Source organism: Nocardioides sp. Soil796 (genome assembly GCF_001429525.1).
Taxonomy (GTDB): Bacteria; Actinomycetota; Actinomycetes; order Propionibacteriales; family Nocardioidaceae; genus Nocardioides.
In genome coordinates this window covers 816009-835982 of the sequence record NZ_LMSQ01000017.1, presented here as the reverse complement: position 1 = coordinate 835982, position 19974 = coordinate 816009, and the positions used below count along the sequence as shown (strand labels likewise).

19 protein-coding genes are annotated in these 19974 nt (G+C 71.0%); all 19 read right to left on the bottom strand.

Features of this window, described 5'->3' with window-relative positions; translation table 11 throughout:
* Positions 1-20: 20 nt before the first annotated feature.
* The gene (gene fmt / locus ASH02_RS11060; protein ID WP_057294763.1) at positions 21-953 is read right to left on the bottom strand and encodes a methionyl-tRNA formyltransferase; all 933 of its coding nucleotides are present in this window, start codon (positions 951-953) and stop codon (positions 21-23) included.
* Positions 953-1498 (bottom strand): peptide deformylase, encoded by a 546-nt coding sequence (gene def, locus ASH02_RS11055; protein WP_056677561.1) that lies wholly within the window; start codon positions 1496-1498, stop codon positions 953-955. Before def ends, fmt begins: the two co-directional genes overlap by 1 nt.
* 81 nt (positions 1499-1579) lie before the next feature.
* Positions 1580-3640, bottom strand: a complete 2061-nt coding sequence (locus ASH02_RS11050) for a primosomal protein N' (RefSeq protein ID WP_057294762.1) — start codon at positions 3638-3640, stop codon at positions 1580-1582.
* Between the two features lie 181 nt (positions 3641-3821).
* Complete coding sequence (gene metK, locus ASH02_RS11045) at positions 3822-5024, bottom strand: methionine adenosyltransferase (protein ID WP_057294761.1); 1203 nt, start codon at positions 5022-5024, stop codon at positions 3822-3824.
* A 96-nt stretch (positions 5025-5120) separates the two neighbouring features.
* Positions 5121-6377 carry a bifunctional phosphopantothenoylcysteine decarboxylase/phosphopantothenate--cysteine ligase CoaBC gene (gene coaBC / locus ASH02_RS11040; RefSeq protein WP_056677553.1) on the bottom strand — a complete coding sequence of 419 codons (1257 nt, stop codon included), beginning with the start codon at positions 6375-6377 and terminating at the stop codon, positions 5121-5123.
* Positions 6378-6392: 15 nt separating this feature from the next.
* Positions 6393-6719: a DNA-directed RNA polymerase subunit omega gene (gene rpoZ / locus ASH02_RS11035; RefSeq protein WP_056679305.1), complete on the bottom strand. Its 327-nt coding sequence runs from the start codon at positions 6717-6719 to the stop codon at positions 6393-6395.
* A gap of 53 nt (positions 6720-6772) precedes the next feature.
* Entirely contained in the window at positions 6773-7348 is a 576-nt protein-coding gene (gmk, locus tag ASH02_RS11030) for a guanylate kinase (RefSeq protein ID WP_057294760.1), read from the bottom strand.
* Between the two features lie 4 nt (positions 7349-7352).
* Positions 7353-7673, bottom strand: a complete 321-nt coding sequence (gene mihF, locus ASH02_RS11025; RefSeq protein WP_056677546.1) for an integration host factor, actinobacterial type — start codon at positions 7671-7673, stop codon at positions 7353-7355.
* A gap of 95 nt (positions 7674-7768) precedes the next feature.
* On the bottom strand, positions 7769-8212 hold the full coding sequence (locus tag ASH02_RS11020; RefSeq protein WP_057294759.1) for a hypothetical protein: 444 nt from the start codon (positions 8210-8212) through the stop codon (positions 7769-7771).
* A complete protein-coding gene (gene pyrF / locus ASH02_RS11015; protein ID WP_057294758.1) occupies positions 8212-9045 on the bottom strand; it encodes an orotidine-5'-phosphate decarboxylase in 834 nt (277 codons plus the stop codon). Before pyrF ends, ASH02_RS11020 begins: the two co-directional genes overlap by 1 nt.
* Entirely contained in the window at positions 9042-9866 is an 825-nt protein-coding gene (locus ASH02_RS11010; protein WP_056677537.1) for a nitronate monooxygenase, read from the bottom strand. Before ASH02_RS11010 ends, pyrF begins: the two co-directional genes overlap by 4 nt.
* On the bottom strand, positions 9863-10690 hold the full coding sequence (locus ASH02_RS11005) for an iron-sulfur cluster-binding protein (RefSeq protein ID WP_156409753.1): 828 nt from the start codon (positions 10688-10690) through the stop codon (positions 9863-9865). The genes ASH02_RS11010 and ASH02_RS11005 overlap by 4 nt, the downstream gene beginning before the upstream one ends.
* On the bottom strand, positions 10690-11760 hold the full coding sequence (locus ASH02_RS11000; RefSeq protein WP_057294756.1) for a quinone-dependent dihydroorotate dehydrogenase: 1071 nt from the start codon (positions 11758-11760) through the stop codon (positions 10690-10692). Before ASH02_RS11000 ends, ASH02_RS11005 begins: the two co-directional genes overlap by 1 nt.
* Entirely contained in the window at positions 11757-15089 is a 3333-nt protein-coding gene (gene carB, locus ASH02_RS10995; protein ID WP_057294755.1) for a carbamoyl-phosphate synthase large subunit, read from the bottom strand. Before carB ends, ASH02_RS11000 begins: the two co-directional genes overlap by 4 nt.
* A 1-nt stretch (position 15090) precedes the next feature.
* Positions 15091-16209, bottom strand: coding sequence for a glutamine-hydrolyzing carbamoyl-phosphate synthase small subunit (gene carA, locus ASH02_RS10990; RefSeq protein WP_057294754.1), 1119 nt, complete (start codon positions 16207-16209; stop codon positions 15091-15093).
* A complete protein-coding gene (locus ASH02_RS10985) occupies positions 16206-17513 on the bottom strand; it encodes a dihydroorotase (RefSeq protein WP_057294753.1) in 1308 nt (435 codons plus the stop codon). Before ASH02_RS10985 ends, carA begins: the two co-directional genes overlap by 4 nt.
* Entirely contained in the window at positions 17510-18439 is a 930-nt protein-coding gene (locus ASH02_RS10980) for an aspartate carbamoyltransferase catalytic subunit (RefSeq protein WP_056677519.1), read from the bottom strand. Before ASH02_RS10980 ends, ASH02_RS10985 begins: the two co-directional genes overlap by 4 nt.
* Positions 18436-19017 carry a bifunctional pyr operon transcriptional regulator/uracil phosphoribosyltransferase PyrR gene (pyrR, locus tag ASH02_RS10975; RefSeq protein WP_057294752.1) on the bottom strand — a complete coding sequence of 194 codons (582 nt, stop codon included), beginning with the start codon at positions 19015-19017 and terminating at the stop codon, positions 18436-18438. The genes ASH02_RS10980 and pyrR overlap by 4 nt, the downstream gene beginning before the upstream one ends.
* A 117-nt stretch (positions 19018-19134) precedes the next feature.
* Positions 19135-19965 (bottom strand): DUF1206 domain-containing protein, encoded by an 831-nt coding sequence (locus ASH02_RS10970; RefSeq protein WP_057294751.1) that lies wholly within the window; start codon positions 19963-19965, stop codon positions 19135-19137.
* Positions 19966-19974 lie beyond the last annotated feature (9 nt).

Sequence of the window (19974 nt, the reverse complement as noted above, 5' to 3'; positions counted from 1 at the left end):
GGCAACGACGGTAGTCGCACTCACCCGTCACCGAAACGGGTGCCCGGCTCGAGGCGGACGCCGCGGGCCCAGTCGGCCGCGTTCATCTGCTTCTTCCCGAACGCCTTGACCTCGCCGAGCTTCACCGGGTCGGTGCCGGTGCCGACGTGCACGGAGTTCTTGCCGACGGCCAGCACGCCGGGGGCCAGCGGCTCGTGATCGGCGTCGATGGTCACCGGGCCGATCTTGATCCGCTGCTCGTCGTGGGTCGACCAGGCACCCGGGCCGGGCGTGCAGGCCCGGACGCGGCGGTCGACGCGTACGGCGGGCTCGGTCCAGTCGACGGCGGCGTCGTCAACGAGGATCTTCGGCGCGATGCTGACGCCCTCGCCGGGCTGCTCGCGGGCCTCGAGCTGGCCGTCGGCGATGCCGTCGAGGGTGGCCACCAGCAGGCCCGCCCCGCCTTGGGCCAGCCGGCCGAGGAGGTCGCCGGCGGTGTCGGTCGGCCAGATGGTCTCGGTCATCACGCCGAAGACGGGTCCGGCGTCGAGCGCCTTGACGATGCGGAACGTGGTGGCCCCGGTCATCTCGTCGCCGGCCCAGATGGAGTGCTGCACCGGGGCGGCTCCGCGCCAGGCGGGCAGCAGCGAGAAGTGCAGGTTGATCCAGCCGTGCTCGGGGATGTCGAGGGCCGACTGCGGCAGGAGTGCGCCGTACGCCACGACGGGGCAGCAGTCGGGTGCGAGGGCCTTCAGCTGCTCCTGGAAGTCGGGGTCGCGGGGGTGCTCCGGCTTGAGCACCGGGATGCCGAGCTCCTCGGCGCGCTGGGCGACGGGCGAGGCGACCAGCTTGCGCCCCCGGCCCGAGGGGGCGTCGGGGCGGGTGACCACGCCGACCAGCTCGTGGGGGCTGGCCGCGATCGCCTCGAGCGCGGGTACGGCGACCTCGGGGGTGCCGGCGAAGACGACCCGCATCAGAGACCGAACCCGTTCGTGGCGTGGGGCGAGACCTTGACCTTGGGCTTCTCGAGGCCGAACCAGTCGGACTCGCGGATCGTGCGCATGGCGTCCTTGCGGGCCTCGGTGTCGAGCTTGTCGATGAACAGCACGCCGTCGAGGTGGTCGGTCTCGTGCTGGATCGCGCGGGCCAGCAGCTCGGAGCCCTCGATCCTCACCGGCTCGCCGTGCATGTTGAACCCCGACGCCACCACCGACATCGCGCGTCGGCAGTCGTAGGTCAGCTCGGGCAGGGACAGGCAGCCCTCGGGGCCGAACTGGGTCTCCTCGGAGAGGTCGAGCACCGGGTTGACCAGGTGGCCGAGCTCGCCGTCGACGTTCCAGGTGAAGACGCGGACTCCCACACCGATCTGCGGTGCGGCCAGGCCAGCCCCCGGGGCCTCCAGCATGGTGTCGGTCAGGTCCGCGACGAGAGCGCGCAGTTCCTTGTCGAACGTGGTGACCTCGAGGGCGCGGCTGCGCAGGATCGGGTCACCGAAGAGTCGGATCGGCTGGATGGCCACGGTTCTCCTTGGTGGGTCGAGTGCGCGGGCAAGTGTAGACGTCTGCGGCCTGTGGGGGCATTCCCCCGGTGGGGGGTGACGTCAGAGGCCCGGTGGGTCGACGTGCACCCTCACGGCATCGAGCTTGCGGGCCGAGCGGAGCCGTTGCAGCTCGCCGAGTGAATCACTGAGTGCGGGTCCGTGACTGCGCGGCACCCGCAGCACGGCCCGGAACTCCGGACTCTCGGGAGCCGTGTGGCCCGGAGCGGCCGGGACCTCGATCGGACCCAGCAGCTCGGCGCCCTCGGGCTTGCTCAGGAGGGTCAGGGCGTCGTCGAGGGCTCCGGCAGAGCCGGTGATCGTGGCCATCCGGCTGGCCGGCGGCAGGTGTGCGGAGCGCCGTTCCTCCATCTCGCGTCGGGCGAAGCCGCCCGGGTCCCACCGCACCAGTGCCTGGAGGGTCGGCTCGGCCGGGTCGCCGACCGCCACGACCTTCCCACCGGGGGCGGCGAGGGCTGCGGCGTTCATCCAGCGGCGCAGGGCCTCCTCGGCGGTGCGGAGGTCGAGGCGGGCCAGCACGAGCCAGGTGTCGAGCAGGATCACGGCGGCGTATCCCCCGTCGGCGACCGGTTCGGCCCCGGGTGTGGCGACCACGATCGCCGGCTTGGCGTCGACCCGGCTCAGCACCCGGTCTCCGCTGGAGCTGCGCACCACCGTGCGCGGGAAGGTGCGGCCGAGCTCCTCCGCCGTACGCGCGTCGCCACGCACCGGTGCCCGAAGGCCGCGGTGACCGCAGGTGGTGCAGGCGAAGTCGGGGTGGACCGTGCCGCACCAGGCGCAGGCGACGGCCTGCTCGCTGCTGGCCTGGCGCAGCGGGCCCGTGCAGCTGCTGCAGCGGGCCGGGGTGCGGCAGCGTTCGCAGGCCAGGGAGGCCGCGTAGCCGGCCCGGGGAGCCTGGACCAGGACGGGTCCGTCGGCCAGGGCCGAGCGGATCGTGTCGAACGCGAGCGCCGGGAAGCGGGTGGCGCGGGCCATCGGGTCGCGTTCGAGCTCGCGGTCGGTGGCGCCGGTGACCGCGACCGTGAGGCCGTCGCGCAGCGCTTGGCGGGTCGGCAGGATCTCGGCCGCCCAGCCCGTGGTGAGGAGGTATTCGGCCTCGACGGTGCGGGCGAACCCGCCGACCAGGGCCGCGGCACCCTCGGCCTCGGCGCGCATCAGCAGCACCTCACGGGTGTGCGGGTAGGGCGCGCGGGGCTCGGCGTAGAGGTCGTCGCCGTCGTCCCAGATCACCAGCAGGCCGAGATCGTGGACCGGCGCGAAGACCGCTGCCCGGGTGCCGACCACGATGCGGCGGGTGCCACGGGAGACGGAGAGGAAGTCGCGGTAGCGGGCGGCCGGCCCGCTGTCGGCGGTGAGCGTGACGTGGTGACCGGTGCCGAGCACGGCCGTCAGGGCGGCGTCGACCCGGGCGACGTCCTTGCCGTCAGGCACGCAGATGATGCTGCCGCGGCCCGAGGCGTACGTCGCAGCAGCCGCGTGGGCGAGCCTCGTGGGCCAGTCGGTGCCCGGTGCGGCGGACCAGACGGCACGCGGGGAACGGCCGTCGGCCAGTGCCTCGACGAAGCCGGCACCGTGGGTGTCCGCGGACCAGGCCAGGCCGGCCTCGGCAGCGCCCTCGGGTCGGCGCACCGGTGCCGGCTCCGACGACTCCTTCTCGGTGGTGGCGTGCCGTGGCGGCACCGCAAGTCGCAGCACGTCGGCGCGACTGCCCGCGTATCTCCGGGCGACCTGCTCGCTCAGCGCGGCGATCGCCGGGGCGAGCACCGGCTCCGCGCTGACCACGCGACGCAGGGGCTGGAGCCGGCCGGTGTGGTCGCTGCTGGCCACCCGGGCCACGACGAACGCGTCGACGTCCTGTCCGGCGAACCTGACCTTCACCCGGGCACCGGGCACGGCGGTGTCGGCCATCGCCGAGGGCACCGCGTAGTCGAAGGGTCGGTCGAGGTGGGCCAGCGGCAGGTCGACCAGCACCTGCGCGACCGGGTCGACGTCGGCGAACTCGATCGCCTTCTTGGCCGGGGCCTTGCCCTTGGCCCGCGCACGCACGAGTCCGGGCAACAGCTCGGGCTGCCCGGTGAGGTCGTCGTACGTCGGCTTGGTCATCGGGGCATTCCTACCAGTCACGGCCGACAGGCCCCGTCGTGCGCCGGCAGTTGGTCGGCGTACGGGCCGGGGGTGGGGCGAGGGTCGAGCCGACTCCCCACAGAAAACGCGCACTCCCCACGCGAAATCTCGCGTGGGGAGTGCAGGTTTCCCCGGTGCACCGGGGAATGCTACAAACGGATCAGCCGGAGGCGGCGGCCTTGAGGGCGTCGGCGCGGTCGGTGCGCTCCCAGGTGAACTCGGGGAGCTCGCGACCGAAGTGGCCGTAGGCAGCGGTCTTGGCGTAGATCGGGCGGAGCAGGTCGAGGTCGCGGATGATCGCGGCCGGGCGCAGGTCGAAGACCTGGAGCACGGCTTCCTGGATCTTCTCGTCCGGGACGGTGCCGGTGCCGAAGGTCTCGATGAAGACACCCACCGGGTGCGCCTTGCCGATGGCGTAGGCGACCTGTGCCTCGCACTGACGGGCCAGGCCCGCGGCGACGACGTTCTTGGCCACCCAGCGCATGGCGTACGCCGCGGAGCGGTCGACCTTCGACGGGTCCTTGCCGGAGAACGCGCCGCCACCGTGACGGGCCATGCCGCCGTAGGTGTCGACGATGATCTTGCGACCGGTCAGGCCGGCGTCACCCATCGGGCCACCGACCACGAACTTGCCGGTCGGGTTGACCAGCATGCGGTAGTCGTCGGAGGGGATGTCGAAGCCCTCGAGCACCGCGTCGATGACGTGCTTCTTGATGTCGCCCTCGAGCGTGGGGTGGTCGATCTCGGCGGAGTGCTGCGTGGAGAGCACCACCGTGTCGATGCGCACCGGACGGTTGTCGGCGTCGTACTCGATGGTGACCTGGGTCTTGCCGTCGGGACGCAGGTAGGGCAGCGTGCCGTCCTTGCGGACCTCGGAGAGCTTCTCCGAGAGGGTCTGCGCGATCTTGATCGGCAGCGGGAACAGCTCGGGGGTGTCGTCGTTGGCGTAGCCGAACATCAGGCCCTGGTCGCCGGCACCACGCTTGTCGAGGTCGTCGTCCGAGGAGCCGACCCGCGACTCGTGGCCGTCGTCGACACCGGCGGCGATGTCGACCGACTGGCCGCCGATCGCGACCTGGACGCCACAGGTGGTGCCGTCGAAGCCCTTGTCGGAGTGGTCGTAGCCGATCTCGAGGATCTTCTTGCGGACCAGCTCGGCGACCGGGGCGTAGGCGTTGGTGCGCACCTCACCGGCGACGACGACGAGGCCCGTGGTCAACAGGGTCTCGACGGCGACGCGCAGGTTCTCCTTGTCGGCGTCGTTCTCCATGAGGTAGTCAAGAACGGTGTCGCTGATCTGGTCAGCGATCTTGTCGGGGTGACCCTCGGTCACCGACTCCGACGTGAAAAGGCGTCCAGCCACAGTGGATCTCACTCCCGAATTGTTGGTGTGCTCTCAAAACGATAGTCCAGCGGTGGAGTTACGTGCTCGTGTCTCACCGCAATCTTGCCCTGACGGTCAGGTCAGTCGCCGTGCCACCTGGTCCCAGATGGCGTGGGCCAGGGCTCCCTTGGTGCCGCGCGGGACCTCGGTCGCCTCCCCCTCCCGGGACAGGATCACCGCTTCGTTGTCGGGGCTGCCGAACACGGCTCCCCCGCTGACGTCGTTGACCACCAGCAGGTCGCAGCCCTTGCGGGCCAGCTTGGCGAGGGCGAGCTCACGCACCGTGCCGGTGTCGTCGCCGGTCTCGGCAGCGAAGCCGACGATCACCTGCGCCTCACGGGTCCGGTGGTGCGAGATCTCCTTGAGGATGTCGGGGTTCTGCTCCAGCTCGATGGCCGGCGCAGAGCCGTCGGCGGCCTTCTTGATCTTGTCGCTGCTGACGCTGGTCGGCCGGAAGTCGGCGGGCGCGGCCGCCATCACGACGGCGTCGGCGGACGCCGTGGCGCTCACCACCGCGTCGCGCAGCTCGGCCGTGGTCGACACGGGCACCACCTTGACTCCGGCCGGGTCGGGCAGCGTGACGTTGGCCGCGACCAGGGTCACCTCCGCGCCCCGGGCGGCGGCCGTGCGGGCGAGCGCGTAGCCCTGGAGGCCCGAGGAACGGTTGCCCAGGAAGCGCACGGGGTCGAGGTACTCGCGGGTGCCGCCGGCGGACACGACGACCTGCCGGCCGGTCAGGTCGGCGGGTACGGCGCCGCGCGCCAGCACGTCGGTGCAGAACTCGAAGATCTCGGCGGGCTCGGGGAGGCGCCCCTTGCCGGTGTCCTTGCCGGTGAGCCGGCCTTCGGCCGGCTCGATGACCAGGATGCCGCGGGACCGCAGGGTGGCGACGTTGGCGACCGTGGCCGGGTGCTCCCACATCTCGGTGTGCATCGCCGGGGCGAACACGATCGGGGAACGCGCCGTGAGCAACGTGTTGGTGAGCAGGTCGTCGGCGAGGCCGTGTGCCGCCTTGGCGATCAGGTCGGCGGTGGCCGGGGCGACCACGACGAGGTCTGCCGACTGCCCGATGCGGACGTGCGGCACCTGCTCGACGCCAGTCCAGACGTCGGTGGCCACCGACTTGCCGGACAACGCCGCCCACGTCGGGGCACCGACGAACTCCAGGGCGGCGGCGGTGGGTACGACAGTGACGTCGTGGCCGGACTCGGTGAAGCGGCGCAGCAGCTCACATGCCTTGTAGGCCGCGATGCCGCCACTGACTCCGAGGACGACACGAGGCCGCTCCCGCACAGCGGAAGCGGCCACGTCGTGGTGCAAGGATTCCGTCATCGGAACTCCGGGGAGTTACTCGGACGCAGTGAGATCGGGCTCCGCGGCGGCGGCAGCAGCAGCGGCCTCTTCAGCGGCGAGCTCGGCCGGGTCGATGTCGGTGCAGGTCAGGAGGTCCTCGTTGATCTCGCGCAGGGCGATCGAGAGGGGCTTCTCCTGGACGTGGGTGTCGACCAGCGGGCCGACGTACTCGAGCAGGCCCTCGCCGAGCTGGGAGTAGTAGGCGTTGATCTGCCGGGCGCGCTTGGCGCTGTAGAGGACCAGCTTGTACTTCGAGTCCGTCTTGGTGAGCAGATCGTCGATGGAAGGGTTGGTGACACCCTCGCCGGTGGGGACAGACACGTGCACACGCCTCACAAGTAGTTGGAATTGCACCCAGCGATGGCTGGATTTCATCAGGCCCGCAGAGGGGCCTTCATCAAGGTTACCAACTCGTGGGCTGCAGCGTGAACTTCGCGGTTCACGATGGTCTTGTCGAACTCGGCCTCGGCGGCGAGTTCGACCCGCGCCGTCTCGAGGCGACGCTCGCGTTCGCGCTCGTCCTCGGTGCCGCGGCCGACCAGTCGGCGGACGAGTTCGTCCCAGCTGGGCGGGGCCAGGAAGACGAAGAGCGCCTCCGGCATGTTCACCTTGACCTGGCGTGCACCCTGCAGGTCGATCTCGAGCAGGGCCGGCCGGCCGGACGCCAGTGCCTCGTCGACGGGGCCGCGCGGGGTGCCGTAGCGGGCCGCCTTGTGCACGACCGCCCACTCGAGCAGCTCGCCACGCTCGACCATCTCGTCGAAGCGCTCGTCGGAGACGAAGTGGTAGTGCACACCCTCGACCTCGCCGGGGCGGGCCGGGCGGGTGGTCACCGACACGGAGATCCACACGTCGGGGTGGTCGTCGCGGATCACCGAGGCCACGGTGCCCTTGCCGACCGCGGTGGGTCCGGCCAGGACGACGAGCCGGTTGGACTGGGGTGCCGTCAAGTCCTCAGCCCCGCGAGGAGAACTCGGCCTCGAGGGCAGCGACCTGCTTGCTGCCCAGGCCGCGGACGCGGCGGCTCTCGGCAATGCTCAGGCGCTCCATCAGCTGACGCGCGCGGACCTTGCCCAGGCCCGGCATCGACTGGAGCAGGTCGACGACCTTCATCTTGCCGATGACCTCGTTGGACTGGCCCTCGTGGAGGACGTCGACGATCGAGGCACCGGAGTTCTTCAGCCGGTTCTTGACCTCGGCGCGTTCCCGACGCGAAGCGGCGGCCTTGTCCAGGGCAGCCTGGCGTTGTTCAGGTGTGAGCGGGGGCAGGGCCACGGGTGGGAATCCTCGATCGATCGTGCGGTGGCGGACGTGGTGGTCAATCTAGTCACAGGCCTTGTGCCTCGGCAACGCTGGGGTGCCCCGTCACCTCACAGCAATGACGTGCCGCACACGTCGAGTGCCTGTTGCTCGATGCCCTCGGAGGCCGCCTTGACGTCGTCACCCTGCACCACCGAGATCGCCCCGAGCACTCGCTGACGCTCCTCGCGGGAGAGCCCCTCGGGCAGGCCCTTGGCGACGTCCTCGGGGTCCAGCCCGGCGTCGTCCAGTGCGTCGCGCCAGCCACGCAGGGCGTTGAGGTAGGTCTGCCACTCGTCCTTCAGGTCGTCCGGGGACTCCTCGGCCAGGCCCTCCAGGGTCGGCAGCAGGTCGAGGGCCGCACCGGCGCCGCCCTCATCGACCTTGCGGGTGATCGACTCGCTCTCGGCCTTCACCTTCTTGCAGTAGGCGTCGCGCGCCTCCTCCTTGCTCTGCGCGCACCCGGTGGGGAGCACCAGCAGGGCGGCGAGGAGCGCAGGCAACAGGCGACGCATCAGACCGCCAGGGCCCGGAACTCGTCGTTGGTGCGGCGTACGGCGTCACGCAGTCTCGACGCGTCGGGGCCCTGCAGCAGCAGCTGCCGTGAGCTGCTGGGTGTCACGTTGCGCGCGGCGGAGCCGAAGATGCGGCGTACGTCGTCGACGGTGCCGCCCTGGGCGCCGACACCGGGCGCGAGGATCGGGCCGTTGAAGTCGAAGTCCTCCCCCGTGTCGCCGATGGTCGCGCCGATCACGGCACCGATCGAGCCGAGCGGGTCGGCTCCGGCGTTGAGCTCACGCAGCCTGGCCAGCACTCCCCCGGCGACGGTGCGCCCGTCGGCGTCGACCGCGTGCTGCACCTCGGGAGCCTCCTTGTTGGAGGTGAGTGCGAGCACGAAGACGCCGGCCTCGTTGCGCAGCGCGGTCTCGATCATCGGCGTCACCGAGCCGAAGCCGAGGTAGGGGCTGACCGTGATCGCGTCGGAGAAGAGCGGCGAGGAGGGGTCGAGGTAGGCGTCGGCGTAGGCCTGCGACGTGGAGCCGATGTCGCCGCGCTTCACGTCGAGCAGCACCAGGGTGCCGGCGGCCCGGCTCTCGCTGATCACCTTCTCGAGGACGGCGATGCCGCGGCTGCCGAAGCGCTCGTAGAACGCCGACTGCGGCTTGACCACGGCCACCTCGCCGGCCACCGCCTCCACGACGGTCATCGCGAAGCGCTCGAGGCCGGCCACGTCGTCGTCGAGGCCCCAGTCGAGGAGCAGTGAGGAGTGCGGGTCGATGCCGACGCAGAGCGGGCCCCGGGTGTCGAGCGCGGCCCGGTAGCGGGCGCCGAAGCTGGTGCTGGTCATGTGGGTTCTCCCTGGAGTTCGGCCGCGATGCGGGCGGCGGTGGTCGGGTCGTGGAGCAGTGCGGTGCCGATCTGTACGGCGAACGCACCGGCGGCGAGGAAGGCCCTGGCGTCGTCGGCGGTCGTGATGCCGCCGGTGCCGATGAGCGGGAGGTCGGGCAGCTCGGCGTGGACGTCGTGCACGCAGCGCAGGGCGAGCGGGCGGATCGCCGGGCCGCTCAGCCCCGCGGGTCGACCGTCGGGCATCAGGGCCGGGGCGGCGTTGCCGAGCACGACGGCGTCGGCGCCCGCCTCGGCGATCGCCCGCGCGGTCTCGACGATGCGGGTCGGGTCGGGCGCGAGCTTGGCGATCACCGGGAGGCCCGGCGGCAGGTCGCGGCGTACGGCCTGCACCACCCGGGCGGCCTGGAACGGCTCACGGGTGTCGAACAGGCCGAGGTCGCCCGGCTCCGAGAGGTTCACCTCGATGCCGGTGACTCCCGGGGAACGTCCGAGCCGGCGGCCGAGGTCGGCGTACTCCCCCAGGGTCGAGCCGGCGACCGAGACGAAGGTGCGGGTCCGCCGGGCGGCCAGCCAGGGCAGCTCGCGGGTGAGGAACTGGTCGAGCCCGGGGTTCTGCAGGCCGATCGTGTGCACCAGTCCGGACGGCGTCTCCACGACGCGGGGCGGCAGCGACCCGGGGCGCGGGTCGAGGGTGATCGAGCGGGTGACGAACGCCCCGACCGCGTCGAGCGCGTCGAAGTCGGCGAGCTCACGGCCGGTGCCACCGCACCCCGAGGCGGTCATGACCGGGTTCGCCAGGGTGACGCTGCCGAGGTTCATGAGACCCCCAGGTCGGCCCAGCGGACCCGGTCTCCCCGGATCACCGGACCCTCGGCGCAGGCCCGCACCACGCGAGCCACGCCGTCCTCGCCGACGACGGGCAGGGGGCAGCCCTGGCACAGGCCGGTGCCACAGGCCTGGGGCGTCTCGACGGCGACCTGGCTCCAGGCGCCGTGCTGCTCCGCGGCGGCGGCGACCGCGTGGAGGGCCCCGTGGGACCCGGTCGCGTAGACCACCTCGATGCCGTCCATCACCTCGGGCAGGGCGCCGGCGATGTCGCCGCGGCGGCCCACCGAGCCGTCACCGGTGACCACCGAGACGGCGCGAGCGGCTCGCCGGGCATCGAGTGCGCCGAGCAGGTGGACCTCGTCGGGTGCGCCGAGCAGCATCGTGACGGTGCACGAACGCGCCCGGAGCCGCTCGGCCAGCGGGAAGAGCGCACCGGCGGCGTACCCCTCACCGACCAGCAGGCAGGACACCGGCTCCTTGGGCAGCGCGAACGGGCGGCCCAGGGGTCCGGTCAGCTCGAGGTGGTCGCCCTGGCGCCGGTCGGCGAGCCAGGTCGAGCCGACGCCGCGTGGCTCGACGACGAGCTCGATGGTCGGTCCGTGGCTGCCGGTCGGCCGGACGCCGGTGATCCAGAAGCTGCGGCGGGCGAGGTGGGCGCGCGGGGTGAGGTCGCCGATGGACACCGCGACGAACGTGCCCGGGCGGTAGCGCTCGGCGATGCCGGAGGCCGCGATGGTGAGGTGGCGGTAGGCACCGATCTTCTTCACCACCAGCACTTCGCCGGTGACGTGGAGCGGATCGCGTGCGCTGCTCATCAGTCGGCCAGGCCTCGCAGCACCCGCCGCGGCCACAGCGGGCCCTCGTAGATGAACGCGGTGTAGCCCTGCAGCAGTGCGGCCCCGGCGTCGAGGCGGGCCCGCGCGTCGTCGGGCGTCGTGAGGCCGCCGACGGAGACCAGGTCGAGGTCGTCGCCGACGCGGCCCTTGAGCAGGCGCAGCACGTCGAGGGAGCGGTCGGCGAGGGGCCGTCCGGAGAGCCCGCCGGCACCGATCGCGTCGACCTTGTCGCGGGGGCTGCGCAGTCCGTCGCGGGAGATCGTCGTGTTGGTGGCGATGACGCCGTCGAGGCCGAGGGCCTTGGCGAGGTCGGCGACCGCCAGGACGTCGTCGTCGCTGAGGTCGGGTGCGATCTTCACCAGCAGCGGCAGGTGCTGCTCGGTGACCGCGTCGGCCTGCCGGCGTACGGCGGCCAGCAGCGGCTCGAGCTTCTCGACGGCCTGCAGGTTGCGCAGGCCGGGGGTGTTCGGTGAGCTCACGTTGACGACGAGGTAGTCGGCCTCGGGGGCCAGCAGCCGCGTGGACTTCTCGTAGTCGGCGATCGCGTCGTCCTCGGGCACGACCTTGGTCTTGCCGATGTTCACCCCGAGAACTGTTCTCGATCCGTCCTGCGCGAACCGTGGACTCTTGATGCGCGAACCGTGGATTCTTGCGCGCCGAGCCGCGAGTCGTCGGGCGACCACTTCGGCGCCGTCGTTGTTGAAGCCCATGCGGTTGACCACCGCGCGGTCCTCGGGCAGCCGGAACAGCCGCGGCTTCGGGTTGCCCGGCTGCGGTTCCCCGGTCACCGTGCCGATCTCGACGTGGCCGAAGCCGAGCCCGGCCAGCGCGTCGATGCCGAGGGCGTTCTTGTCGAAGCCGGCGGCCAGCCCCAGCCGGTTGGCGAACGTGAGGCCGAACGCGGTCACCGGCTGGTCGGGCACGAGCCGTCGGCGGACTGCACCCGTCACCGGACGACCCGCCCGGATCGCGGCGAAGGCCGCGTGGTGGGCCCGCTCCGGATCGGTGCGGGTCAGCACGTGGTCGAAGAGCAGCGCGTAAGGCTTCACGCGGTCGGCTCCTCCTTCTTCGTGTTGCTGGTGAGGAGCTTCGCCCAGTCCTGCAACGACCGGACGCCGATGCTGCCGGCCTGCATCGCCTGGATGCCTTGTACGGCGGCACCGAGGCCCTGGATCGTGGTGATGCAGGGGATGTCGGTCATGATCGCCGCGGCCCGGATCTCGTAGCCGTCGACGCGTGGCGAGCCACCGCTGGTGGTGCCGTGCGGCGTGTTCACGACCAGGGCGATCTCGCCGTCGTGGATGCGTCCGACGATGGTCTGCTCACCCCCGGGGCCGTCGCCCTCGAAGTGCTTGCGGGCCACGGTGGAGGTGACGCCGTTGCGGCGCAGCACCTCGGCCGTGCCGGCGGTGGCGACGATCTCGAAGCCCATCTCGGCGAGCTGCTTGATCGGGAAGATCATGTGCCGCTTGTCGCGGTTGGCGACCGAGACGAACACCTTGCCCTGCAGCGGGAGCGACCCGTAGGCGGCTGCCTCGGCCTTGGCGAAGGCGGTGCCGAAGTCGGCGTCGAAGCCCATCACCTCACCGGTCGAGCGCATCTCCGGCCCGAGCACGGCGTCGACCATGGTGCCCTCCGGCGTACGGAACCGGTTGAACGGCATGACCGCCTCCTTGACCGCGATCGGCGAGCCGTCGGGCAGCAGGCCGCCGTCGCCGGCCGGGAGCAGGCCCTCGGCACGCAGGTCGGCGATCGAGGCACCGAGCATCACCCGGGCCGCGGCCTTGGCCAACGGAGTGGCGGTCGCCTTGGAGACGAACGGCACGGTGCGGGAGGCGCGCGGGTTGGCCTCGAGCACGTAGAGCACGTCGGAGGCCATTGCATACTGGATGTTGAGCAGGCCGCGCACGCCGATGCCGCGGGCGATCGCCTCGGTGGACTTGCGGATCCGCTCGATCTCCGAGCTGCCCAGGGTGATCGGCGGCAGCGCGCACGAGGAGTCACCGGAGTGGATGCCGGCCTCCTCGATGTGCTCCATCACGCCGCCGAGGAAGAGCTCCTCGCCGTCGAACAGCGCGTCGACGTCGATCTCGACCGCGTCGTCGAGGAACCGGTCGACCAGCACCGGCTGCTTCTCGTTGATCAGGCCGTTGGCGACGTACTTCTCGAGGTAGGACTCCAGCGCGCCCTCGTCGTACACGATCTCCATGCCGCGGCCGCCCAGGACGTACGACGGCCGCACCAGCACCGGGTAGCCGATCTCCTCGGCGATCTCGCGGGCCTGGCCGAAGGTCGTCGCCGTGCCGTGCTTGGGGGCGGGCAGGCCGGCCTCGTGCAGGACCCGGCCGAACGCGCCCCGCTCCTCGGCCAGGTCGATCGCGGCCGGCGAGGTGCCGACGATCTTCACGCCGGCCTCCTCGAGTCCGCGGGCCAGGCCGAGAGGGGTCTGTCCCCCGAGCTGGCAGATGACCCCGGCGATCGGGCCGGCGGCGCGCTCGGCGTCGACGATCTCGAGGACGTCCTCGAGGGTGAGCGGCTCGAAGTAGAGCCGGTCGGAGGTGTCGTAGTCGGTCGAGACGGTCTCGGGGTTGCAGTTGACCATGATCGTCTCGTAGCCGGCCTCGCTCAGCGCCATGCTGGCGTGCACGCACGAGTAGTCGAACTCGATGCCCTGGCCGATGCGGTTCGGGCCCGAGCCGAGGATGATCACCGCTTCCTTCTCGCGCGGGAGCACCTCGGACTCCTCGTCGTAGGACGAGTAGTAGTACGGCGTCTGGGCGGCGAACTCGGCGGCACAGGTGTCGACGGTCTTGAACACCGGGCGTACGCCGAGGGCGTGGCGCACTCCGCGGACCACGTCGGCACCCATGTTGCGGATCTTGCCGATCTGGGCGTCGGAGAAGCCGTGCCGCTTTGCCCTGCGCAGCAGGCTCGGCGTGAGACCGTCGGCGGCGGCGATCTCGCCGGCCACCTCGTTGATCAGCACGAGCTGGTCGAGGAACCAGGGGTCGATCTTGGTGGACTCGAAGATCTCCTCGGGGGTGGCCTCGGCACGGATCGCGTCCATCACCTTGCGCAGGCGGCCGTCGTGGGGCACCCGGATCTCGTCGAGCAGTGCGGACTTGTCGAGGTCGACCCACTGGTGGCTCCAGTCGAAGACCGCGTCCTTGCTCTCGAGCGAGCGCAGTGCCTTCTGCAGGGCCTCGGTGAAGTTGCGGCCGATCGCCATCGCCTCGCCGACCGACTTCATGTGCGTGGTGAGCACCGGGTCGGCGCCGGGGAACTTCTCGAACGCGAACCGCGGCACCTTCACCACGACGTAGTCGAGGCTCGGCTCGAAGCTCGCCGGCGTCTCCTTGGTGATGTCGTTGGGGATCTCGTCGAGCGTGTAGCCGATGGCCACCTTGGCCGCGATCTTCGCGATCGGGAAGCCGGTCGCCTTCGAGGCCAGTGCGGAGGAACGCGAGACCCGGGGGTTCATCTCGATGACGATCAGGCGGCCGTCGGCCGGGTTGACGGCGTACTGGATGTTGCAGCCGCCGGTGTCGACGCCGACCGCGCGGATGATGCCGATCGCGAGGTCGCGCATCTTCTGGTACTCGCGGTCGGTGAGCGTCATCGCCGGCGCGACGGTGATCGAGTCACCCGTGTGCACGCCCATCGGGTCGACGTTCTCGATCGAGCAGATGATCACCACGTTGTCGGCGGTGTCGCGCATGACCTCGAGCTCGTACTCCTTCCAGCCGAGGATCGACTCCTCGAGGAGCACCTCGGTGGTCGGGCTGGCGGCCAGGCCGGAGCCGCCGATGCGGCGCAGGTCGGCCTCGTTGTAGGCCATGCCGGAGCCGGTGCCGCCCATCGTGAACGACGGACGCACCACCATCGGGTAGCCGAGCTCGTCGGCCGCCGCGAGCAGGTCGTCCATGGAGTGGCAGATGATCGACTTGGCGCTCTCGCCGCCCAGCTCGTCGACGATCTTCTTGAACACCTGGCGGTTCTCGCCGCGGTCGATGGCCTCGATGCTGGCGCCGATCAGCTCGACACCGTACTTCTCGAGGACGCCGTTGGCGTCGAGGGCGACCGCGCAGTTCAAGGCGGTCTGGCCACCGAGTGTGGCCAGCAGCGCGTCGGGGCGCTCCTTGGCGATCACCTTCTCGACGAACTCGGCCGTGATCGGCTCGACGTACGTCGCGTCGGCGAACTCGGGGTCGGTCATGATCGTGGCCGGGTTGGAGTTGACCAGGATCACCCGCAGGCCCTCGGCCTTGAGCACCCGGCAGGCCTGGGTGCCGGAGTAGTCGAACTCGCAGGCCTGGCCGATGATGATCGGCCCGGAGCCGATGACCAGGACCGACTTGATGTCTTCACGCTTCGGCATCTCAGGCCTGCCCTTCCATGAGGTCGATGAACCGGTCGAAGAGGTACGCCGCATCGTGCGGGCCGGCGGCGGCCTCGGGGTGGTACTGCACCGAGAAGCTCTTCAGGTTGCCGGTGTCGTCGCGCAGCTCGAGGCCCTCGACGACGTCGTCGTTGAGGCACACGTGGCTCACGGTGACGGTGCCGAAGTCGGTCTCGGTCGCCCTGTCGAGCGGGGCGTCGACAGCGAACCCGTGGTTGTGCGCGGTGACCTCGACCTTGTTCGTCGTACGGTCCATCACCGGCTGGTTGATGCCGCGGTGGCCGTACTTCAGCTTGTAGGTGCCGAAGCCGAGTGCGCGACCGAAGAGCTGGTTGCCGAAGCAGATGCCGAAGAAGGGCAGCCCGCGCTCGAGTGCGGTCCTGAGCAGCTCGACCTGACCGGTCGTGGCGGCCGGGTCGCCGGGGCCGTTGGAGAAGAAGAGGCCGTCGGGCTTGACGGCGAGCACGTCGTCGATGCTCGAGTTCGCCGGCAGCACGTGCACCTCGATGCCACGCTCAGCCATCATCCGCGGCGTGTTCGCCTTGATGCCGAGGTCGAGGGCGGCGACGGTGAACCGCTTGTCCCCGACCGCGGGTACGACGTACGCCTCGCTGGTCGAGACCTCGCCGGAGAGCTCGGCGCCGGCCATCTCGCCGGACGCGCGGACCTTCTCCAGGAGGGCCTCGACGCTGCCGCCGGTCGAGGAGATGCCGACCCGCATGGCGCCGCGCTCGCGCAGGTGTCGGGTCAGCGCACGGGTGTCGATGCCGGAGATGCCGACGACGCCCTGGTCGCGGAGCGCGTCGTCGAGCGAGCGCACCGAGCGCCAGTTCGACGGGACGCGGGCGGGGTCGCGGACCACGTAGCCCGACACCCAGATGCGCGAGGACTCGGGGTCCTCGTCGTTGACGCCGGTGTTGCCGACGTGCGGGGCGGTCATCACGACCACCTGGCGGTGGTACGACGGGTCGGTGAGCGTCTCCTGGTAGCCGGTCATGCCGGTGGAGAACACCGCCTCGCCGAACGTCTCGCCTTCGGCGCCGTAGGACTCGCCATGGAAGACCCGGCCGTCCTCGAGCACCAGCACAGCCTCAGTCATACGAGCTTTCCTTCCAGGACGGTGGGCACTCCACGCAACAGGGTGGCGTGCACCGCACCGGCGAGGGTACGGCCGTGCCACGGGTTGTTGCGGGAGAGGGAGACGGAGGCGTCGCGGTCGACGGTGACCTGGGCCTCGGGGTCGATCAGGGTGAGGTTCGCCGGGGCGCCGACCTGGAGGGCCTGGCCCTGGTCGGCGAGACCGGCGATGCGTGCGGGGTTGGCCGACATGACGCGGGCCACGCCGGCCCAGTCGAGCAGGTCGTTGCCGCGCATGACCGTGTTGACCACGCCGAGCGCGGTCTCCAGGCCGAGCATGCCGAAGGCCGCGTCGACGAAGGCGTGCTCCTTGTCGTGGCGGGCGTGCGGTGCGTGGTCGGTGGCCACCGCGTCGATCGTGCCGTCGGCCAGGGCGGCACGCAGCGCCTCGACGTCCTCGACCGGACGCAGCGGCGGGTTCACCTTGTACGTCGGGTCGTAGCCGGTGAGCAGGTCGGTGGTGAGCAGCAGGTGGTGCGGCGTGACCTCGGCGGTGACGTCGATGCCCTGGGCCCTGGCCCAGCGGATCACCTCGACGCTGCCCGCCGTACTCACATGGGCGACGTGGACGCGGGAGCCGGTGTGACGGGCCAGCATCACGTCGCGGGCGACGATGACCTCCTCGGCGATGCCGGGCCAGCCGGGCAGGCCGAGCTGGCCGGAGACCTCGCCCTCGTGGCAGCACGCGGAGGCGCCGGCCAGTGAGGAGTCCTGGGAGTGCTGGCTGATCACGCCGCCGAACGCCTTGACGTATTCGAGGGCCCGGCGCATCACGCGGGCGTCGCCGACGCACTTGCCGTCGTCGGAGAAGACCCGCACGCGGGCCCGGCTGGTGGCCATCAGGCCGAGCTCGGCGAGCTCTTCCCCGGCCAGGCCGCGGGTGACCGCGCCCACCGGGTGTACGTCGACCAGCCCGGCCGCACGACCCAGGTCGAAGACCCGCTCGGCGTTCTCGGCGGTGTCGGTGACCGGGCTCGTGTTGGCCATCGCCAGCACCGCGGTGTAGCCGCCGACCGCAGCGGCAGCGGAGCCGGTGCGGATCGTCTCGGCGTCCTCGCGACCGGGCTCACGCAGATGGGTGTGCAGGTCGACGAGCCCGGGCAGGGCGACCAGGCCGTCGGCCTCGATCACGCGGGCGCCCTTCTCGGAGACGGAGCCGATCTCGCGGATCACGCCGTCCTCGAGCAGCAGGTCGGTCGCCTGCTCACCGAGCAGGGACGCTCCCTTGACGACGATCTTGTCGCCGGGGCTGGTGTGGGTGCTCATGCGGTTTCCTCTCCGGCGAGCAGGTGGTAGAGCACGGACATGCGCACCGCGACTCCGGCCGAGACCTGGTCGAGGACCAGCGACTGGGCGGCGTCGGCAGCGTCGGCGGCGATCTCGAGGCCGCGGTTCATCGGGCCGGGGTGCAGGATCGGGGTGTCCGGCTTGAGGGTGGCCAGTCGGTCACGGGTCAGCCCGTAGCGGACCGTGTATTCGCGGGCGGTCGGGAAGAACGCGCCGTTCATGCGCTCGCGCTGCACGCGCAGCATCATCACCGCGTCGGCGCCGGGCAGGACCTCGTCGAGGTCGTAGGACGTCGAGAAGCCGCTCGCCTTCGCCCAGGCGTCGATGCCACTGGGCATCAGGGTCGGTGGCGCCACGACGGTGACGTCGGCGCCGAGCTTGGTCAGGGCCAGCACGTTGCTGCGGAAGACCCGGCTGTGGGTGAGGTCTCCGACGATCGCGATGCGGCGACCCTCGAGGCTGCCCAGCTTCAGCTCGAGCGCGTAGGCGTCGAGAAGCGCCTGGGTGGGGTGCTCGTGGGTTCCGTCACCGGCGTTGATCACGACCGCGTCGACCCATTCGCTGACCTGCTGCGCCGACCCACTCGCGTGGTGGCGCATGACCAGCGCGTCGACGCCCATCGCGCAGACGGTGAGCACGGTGTCGCGCAGGCTCTCGCCCTTCGACGTGGAGGAGCCCTTGCCGGTGATGTTGATGGTGTCTGCCGAGAGCCACTTGCCGGCGATCTCGAAGCTCGACCGGGTGCGGGTGGAGTCCTCGAAGAACAGGTTGATCACCGTGCGGCCACGCAGGGCGGGCAGCTTCTTGACCTCGCGGTGCTGCACGTCGTGCATCTCGGCGGCGGTGTCGAAGATCATCCGCATCGCGTCGACGTCGAGGTCGTTGATGGACAGCAGGTGCTTCACGGCTTGGCTCCGATCTGGGAGATGCGGACCTCGTCGTGGCCGTCGATCTCGTCGAGGCGCACGCTGACCCGTTCGCTGCGGGCGCTGGGGAGGTTCTTGCCGACGTGGTCGGCCCGGATCGGCAGCTCACGGTGGCCGCGGTCGACCAGCACGGCGAGCCGGACCGTCGAGGGGCGGCCCAGGTCGTTGACCGCGTCGAGGGCCGAGCGGATTGTGCGGCCGGAGAACAGCACGTCGTCGACCAGCACGACGGTGCGACCATCGATGCCGCCAGCCGGCACCACGGTCTTCTGCGGCCCGCGGGTCGGGTGCGAGCGCAGGTCGTCGCGGTACATAGTGACGTCGAGCGAGCCGACCGCGATCGGCGTGCCCTCGACGGACTCGATGCGCTCCGCGATCCGCTTGGCCAGCGGGACGCCGCGGGTGTGCAGGCCGAGGAGGACCAGGTCTTCGGGGCCCTTGTTGCGTTCAAGGATCTCGTGGCTGATGCGAGTCAGCGCCCGGGAGATGTCACGGGCATCGAGCACGATGTGACCCTCGGGAGTGGCGTCATCGCCGGGCTGGGTCGGGGCAGGCATGTGCTTGCCGGACCTCCTTCTCCGCCTCACGGGACGGCTCGTTAAAGGATGTCGAACGACCCGAACTCTAGCAGCCGATCGACCACGCCGCGGCACCGGTCCAGCGTCGGCGCGACGTCATCGTGAGAGGTGCCGTGCCCGGGCCAGGGCGAAGAGGCCGTAGCTCGCGATGCCCAGGCCGACCGCCACCAGCAGCGGCGTACCGAACGGCTGGTGCAGGATCTCCCGCACGGCGCCGTCCACCCCACTGGAGTCCTTCGGCTCGTGCGTGATCGCCGCGTAGACGAACAGCGCGCCGACCAGCCCGACCACCAGCCCCTTGGACACGTAGCCGACCTTGCCGAGGAGCAGGTACGCCGATCCTGCGTTGCCACTGCGGCCCTCGTGCGCCAGGTGCTCGCGGTGCTTGTTGCTGAGACCCTTCCAGAGGTTGGCGACTCCGTAGCCGACGATCGCGAGCCCGATCGCGCCCACGAGGACCCGGCCCATCGGCAGGTCCATGATCCGTGCGGTGAGCACCTTGGTGCCTCCACTCGACGAGCTCTCCGTGGCCAGTCCGAACGCCTTCCACCCGAGGAATCCGTAAATTGCGGACTTGAGCAGGTCTGCGCCGCGTCCACGCCACAGGTCAGCGCCCTCCTCGTCGCGGTGCCCCACGAACAGGTCGAGCAGCCGCCACAGCACGAGCACGACCATGCCCGCGGCGACCACCACGAGCAGGACGTCGCCGAACGGCTGCTCCGCGACCTCCTTGAGCGCGCCCTTGGTCGAGACAGAACCTCGCCGCTCGCCCAGTGCCAGCTGGACGATCAGCCAGGCGACGAGGAGATACACGAGCCCGTAGACCACCAGCCCGAACCTCACCGCGTGGTCGACGGTGTCGCTGTTGTCGGCACGCCGACCGAGCTCGTCGGCCTTCTCCCCCAGGTCGTCGCCCTGATCTCCCATGGAGGAAGT

Excerpts from the sequence above, each read along its gene's own strand:
- pyrR (WP_057294752.1), bottom strand. The coding sequence starts at position 19,017 with ATGCCTGCCCCGACCCAGCCCGGCGATGACGCCACTCCCGAGGGTCAC.
- ASH02_RS11020 (WP_057294759.1), bottom strand. The coding sequence starts at position 8,212 with ATGCGTCGCCTGTTGCCTGCGCTCCTCGCCGCCCTGCTGGTGCTCCCC.
- ASH02_RS11005 (WP_156409753.1), bottom strand. The coding sequence starts at position 10,690 with ATGAGCAGCGCACGCGATCCGCTCCACGTCACCGGCGAAGTGCTGGTG.
- carB (WP_057294755.1), bottom strand. The coding sequence starts at position 15,089 with ATGCCGAAGCGTGAAGACATCAAGTCGGTCCTGGTCATCGGCTCCGGG.
- pyrF (WP_057294758.1), bottom strand. The coding sequence starts at position 9,045 with ATGACCAGCACCAGCTTCGGCGCCCGCTACCGGGCCGCGCTCGACACC.
- coaBC (WP_056677553.1), bottom strand. The coding sequence starts at position 6,377 with ATGACGGAATCCTTGCACCACGACGTGGCCGCTTCCGCTGTGCGGGAG.
- carA (WP_057294754.1), bottom strand. The coding sequence starts at position 16,209 with ATGACTGAGGCTGTGCTGGTGCTCGAGGACGGCCGGGTCTTCCATGGC.
- fmt (WP_057294763.1), bottom strand. The coding sequence starts at position 953 with ATGCGGGTCGTCTTCGCCGGCACCCCCGAGGTCGCCGTACCCGCGCTC.
- ASH02_RS10985 (WP_057294753.1), bottom strand. The coding sequence starts at position 17,513 with ATGAGCACCCACACCAGCCCCGGCGACAAGATCGTCGTCAAGGGAGCG.
- ASH02_RS10970 (WP_057294751.1), bottom strand. The coding sequence starts at position 19,965 with ATGGGAGATCAGGGCGACGACCTGGGGGAGAAGGCCGACGAGCTCGGT.
- ASH02_RS11050 (WP_057294762.1), bottom strand. The coding sequence starts at position 3,640 with ATGACCAAGCCGACGTACGACGACCTCACCGGGCAGCCCGAGCTGTTG.
- ASH02_RS11010 (WP_056677537.1), bottom strand. The coding sequence starts at position 9,866 with ATGAACCTCGGCAGCGTCACCCTGGCGAACCCGGTCATGACCGCCTCG.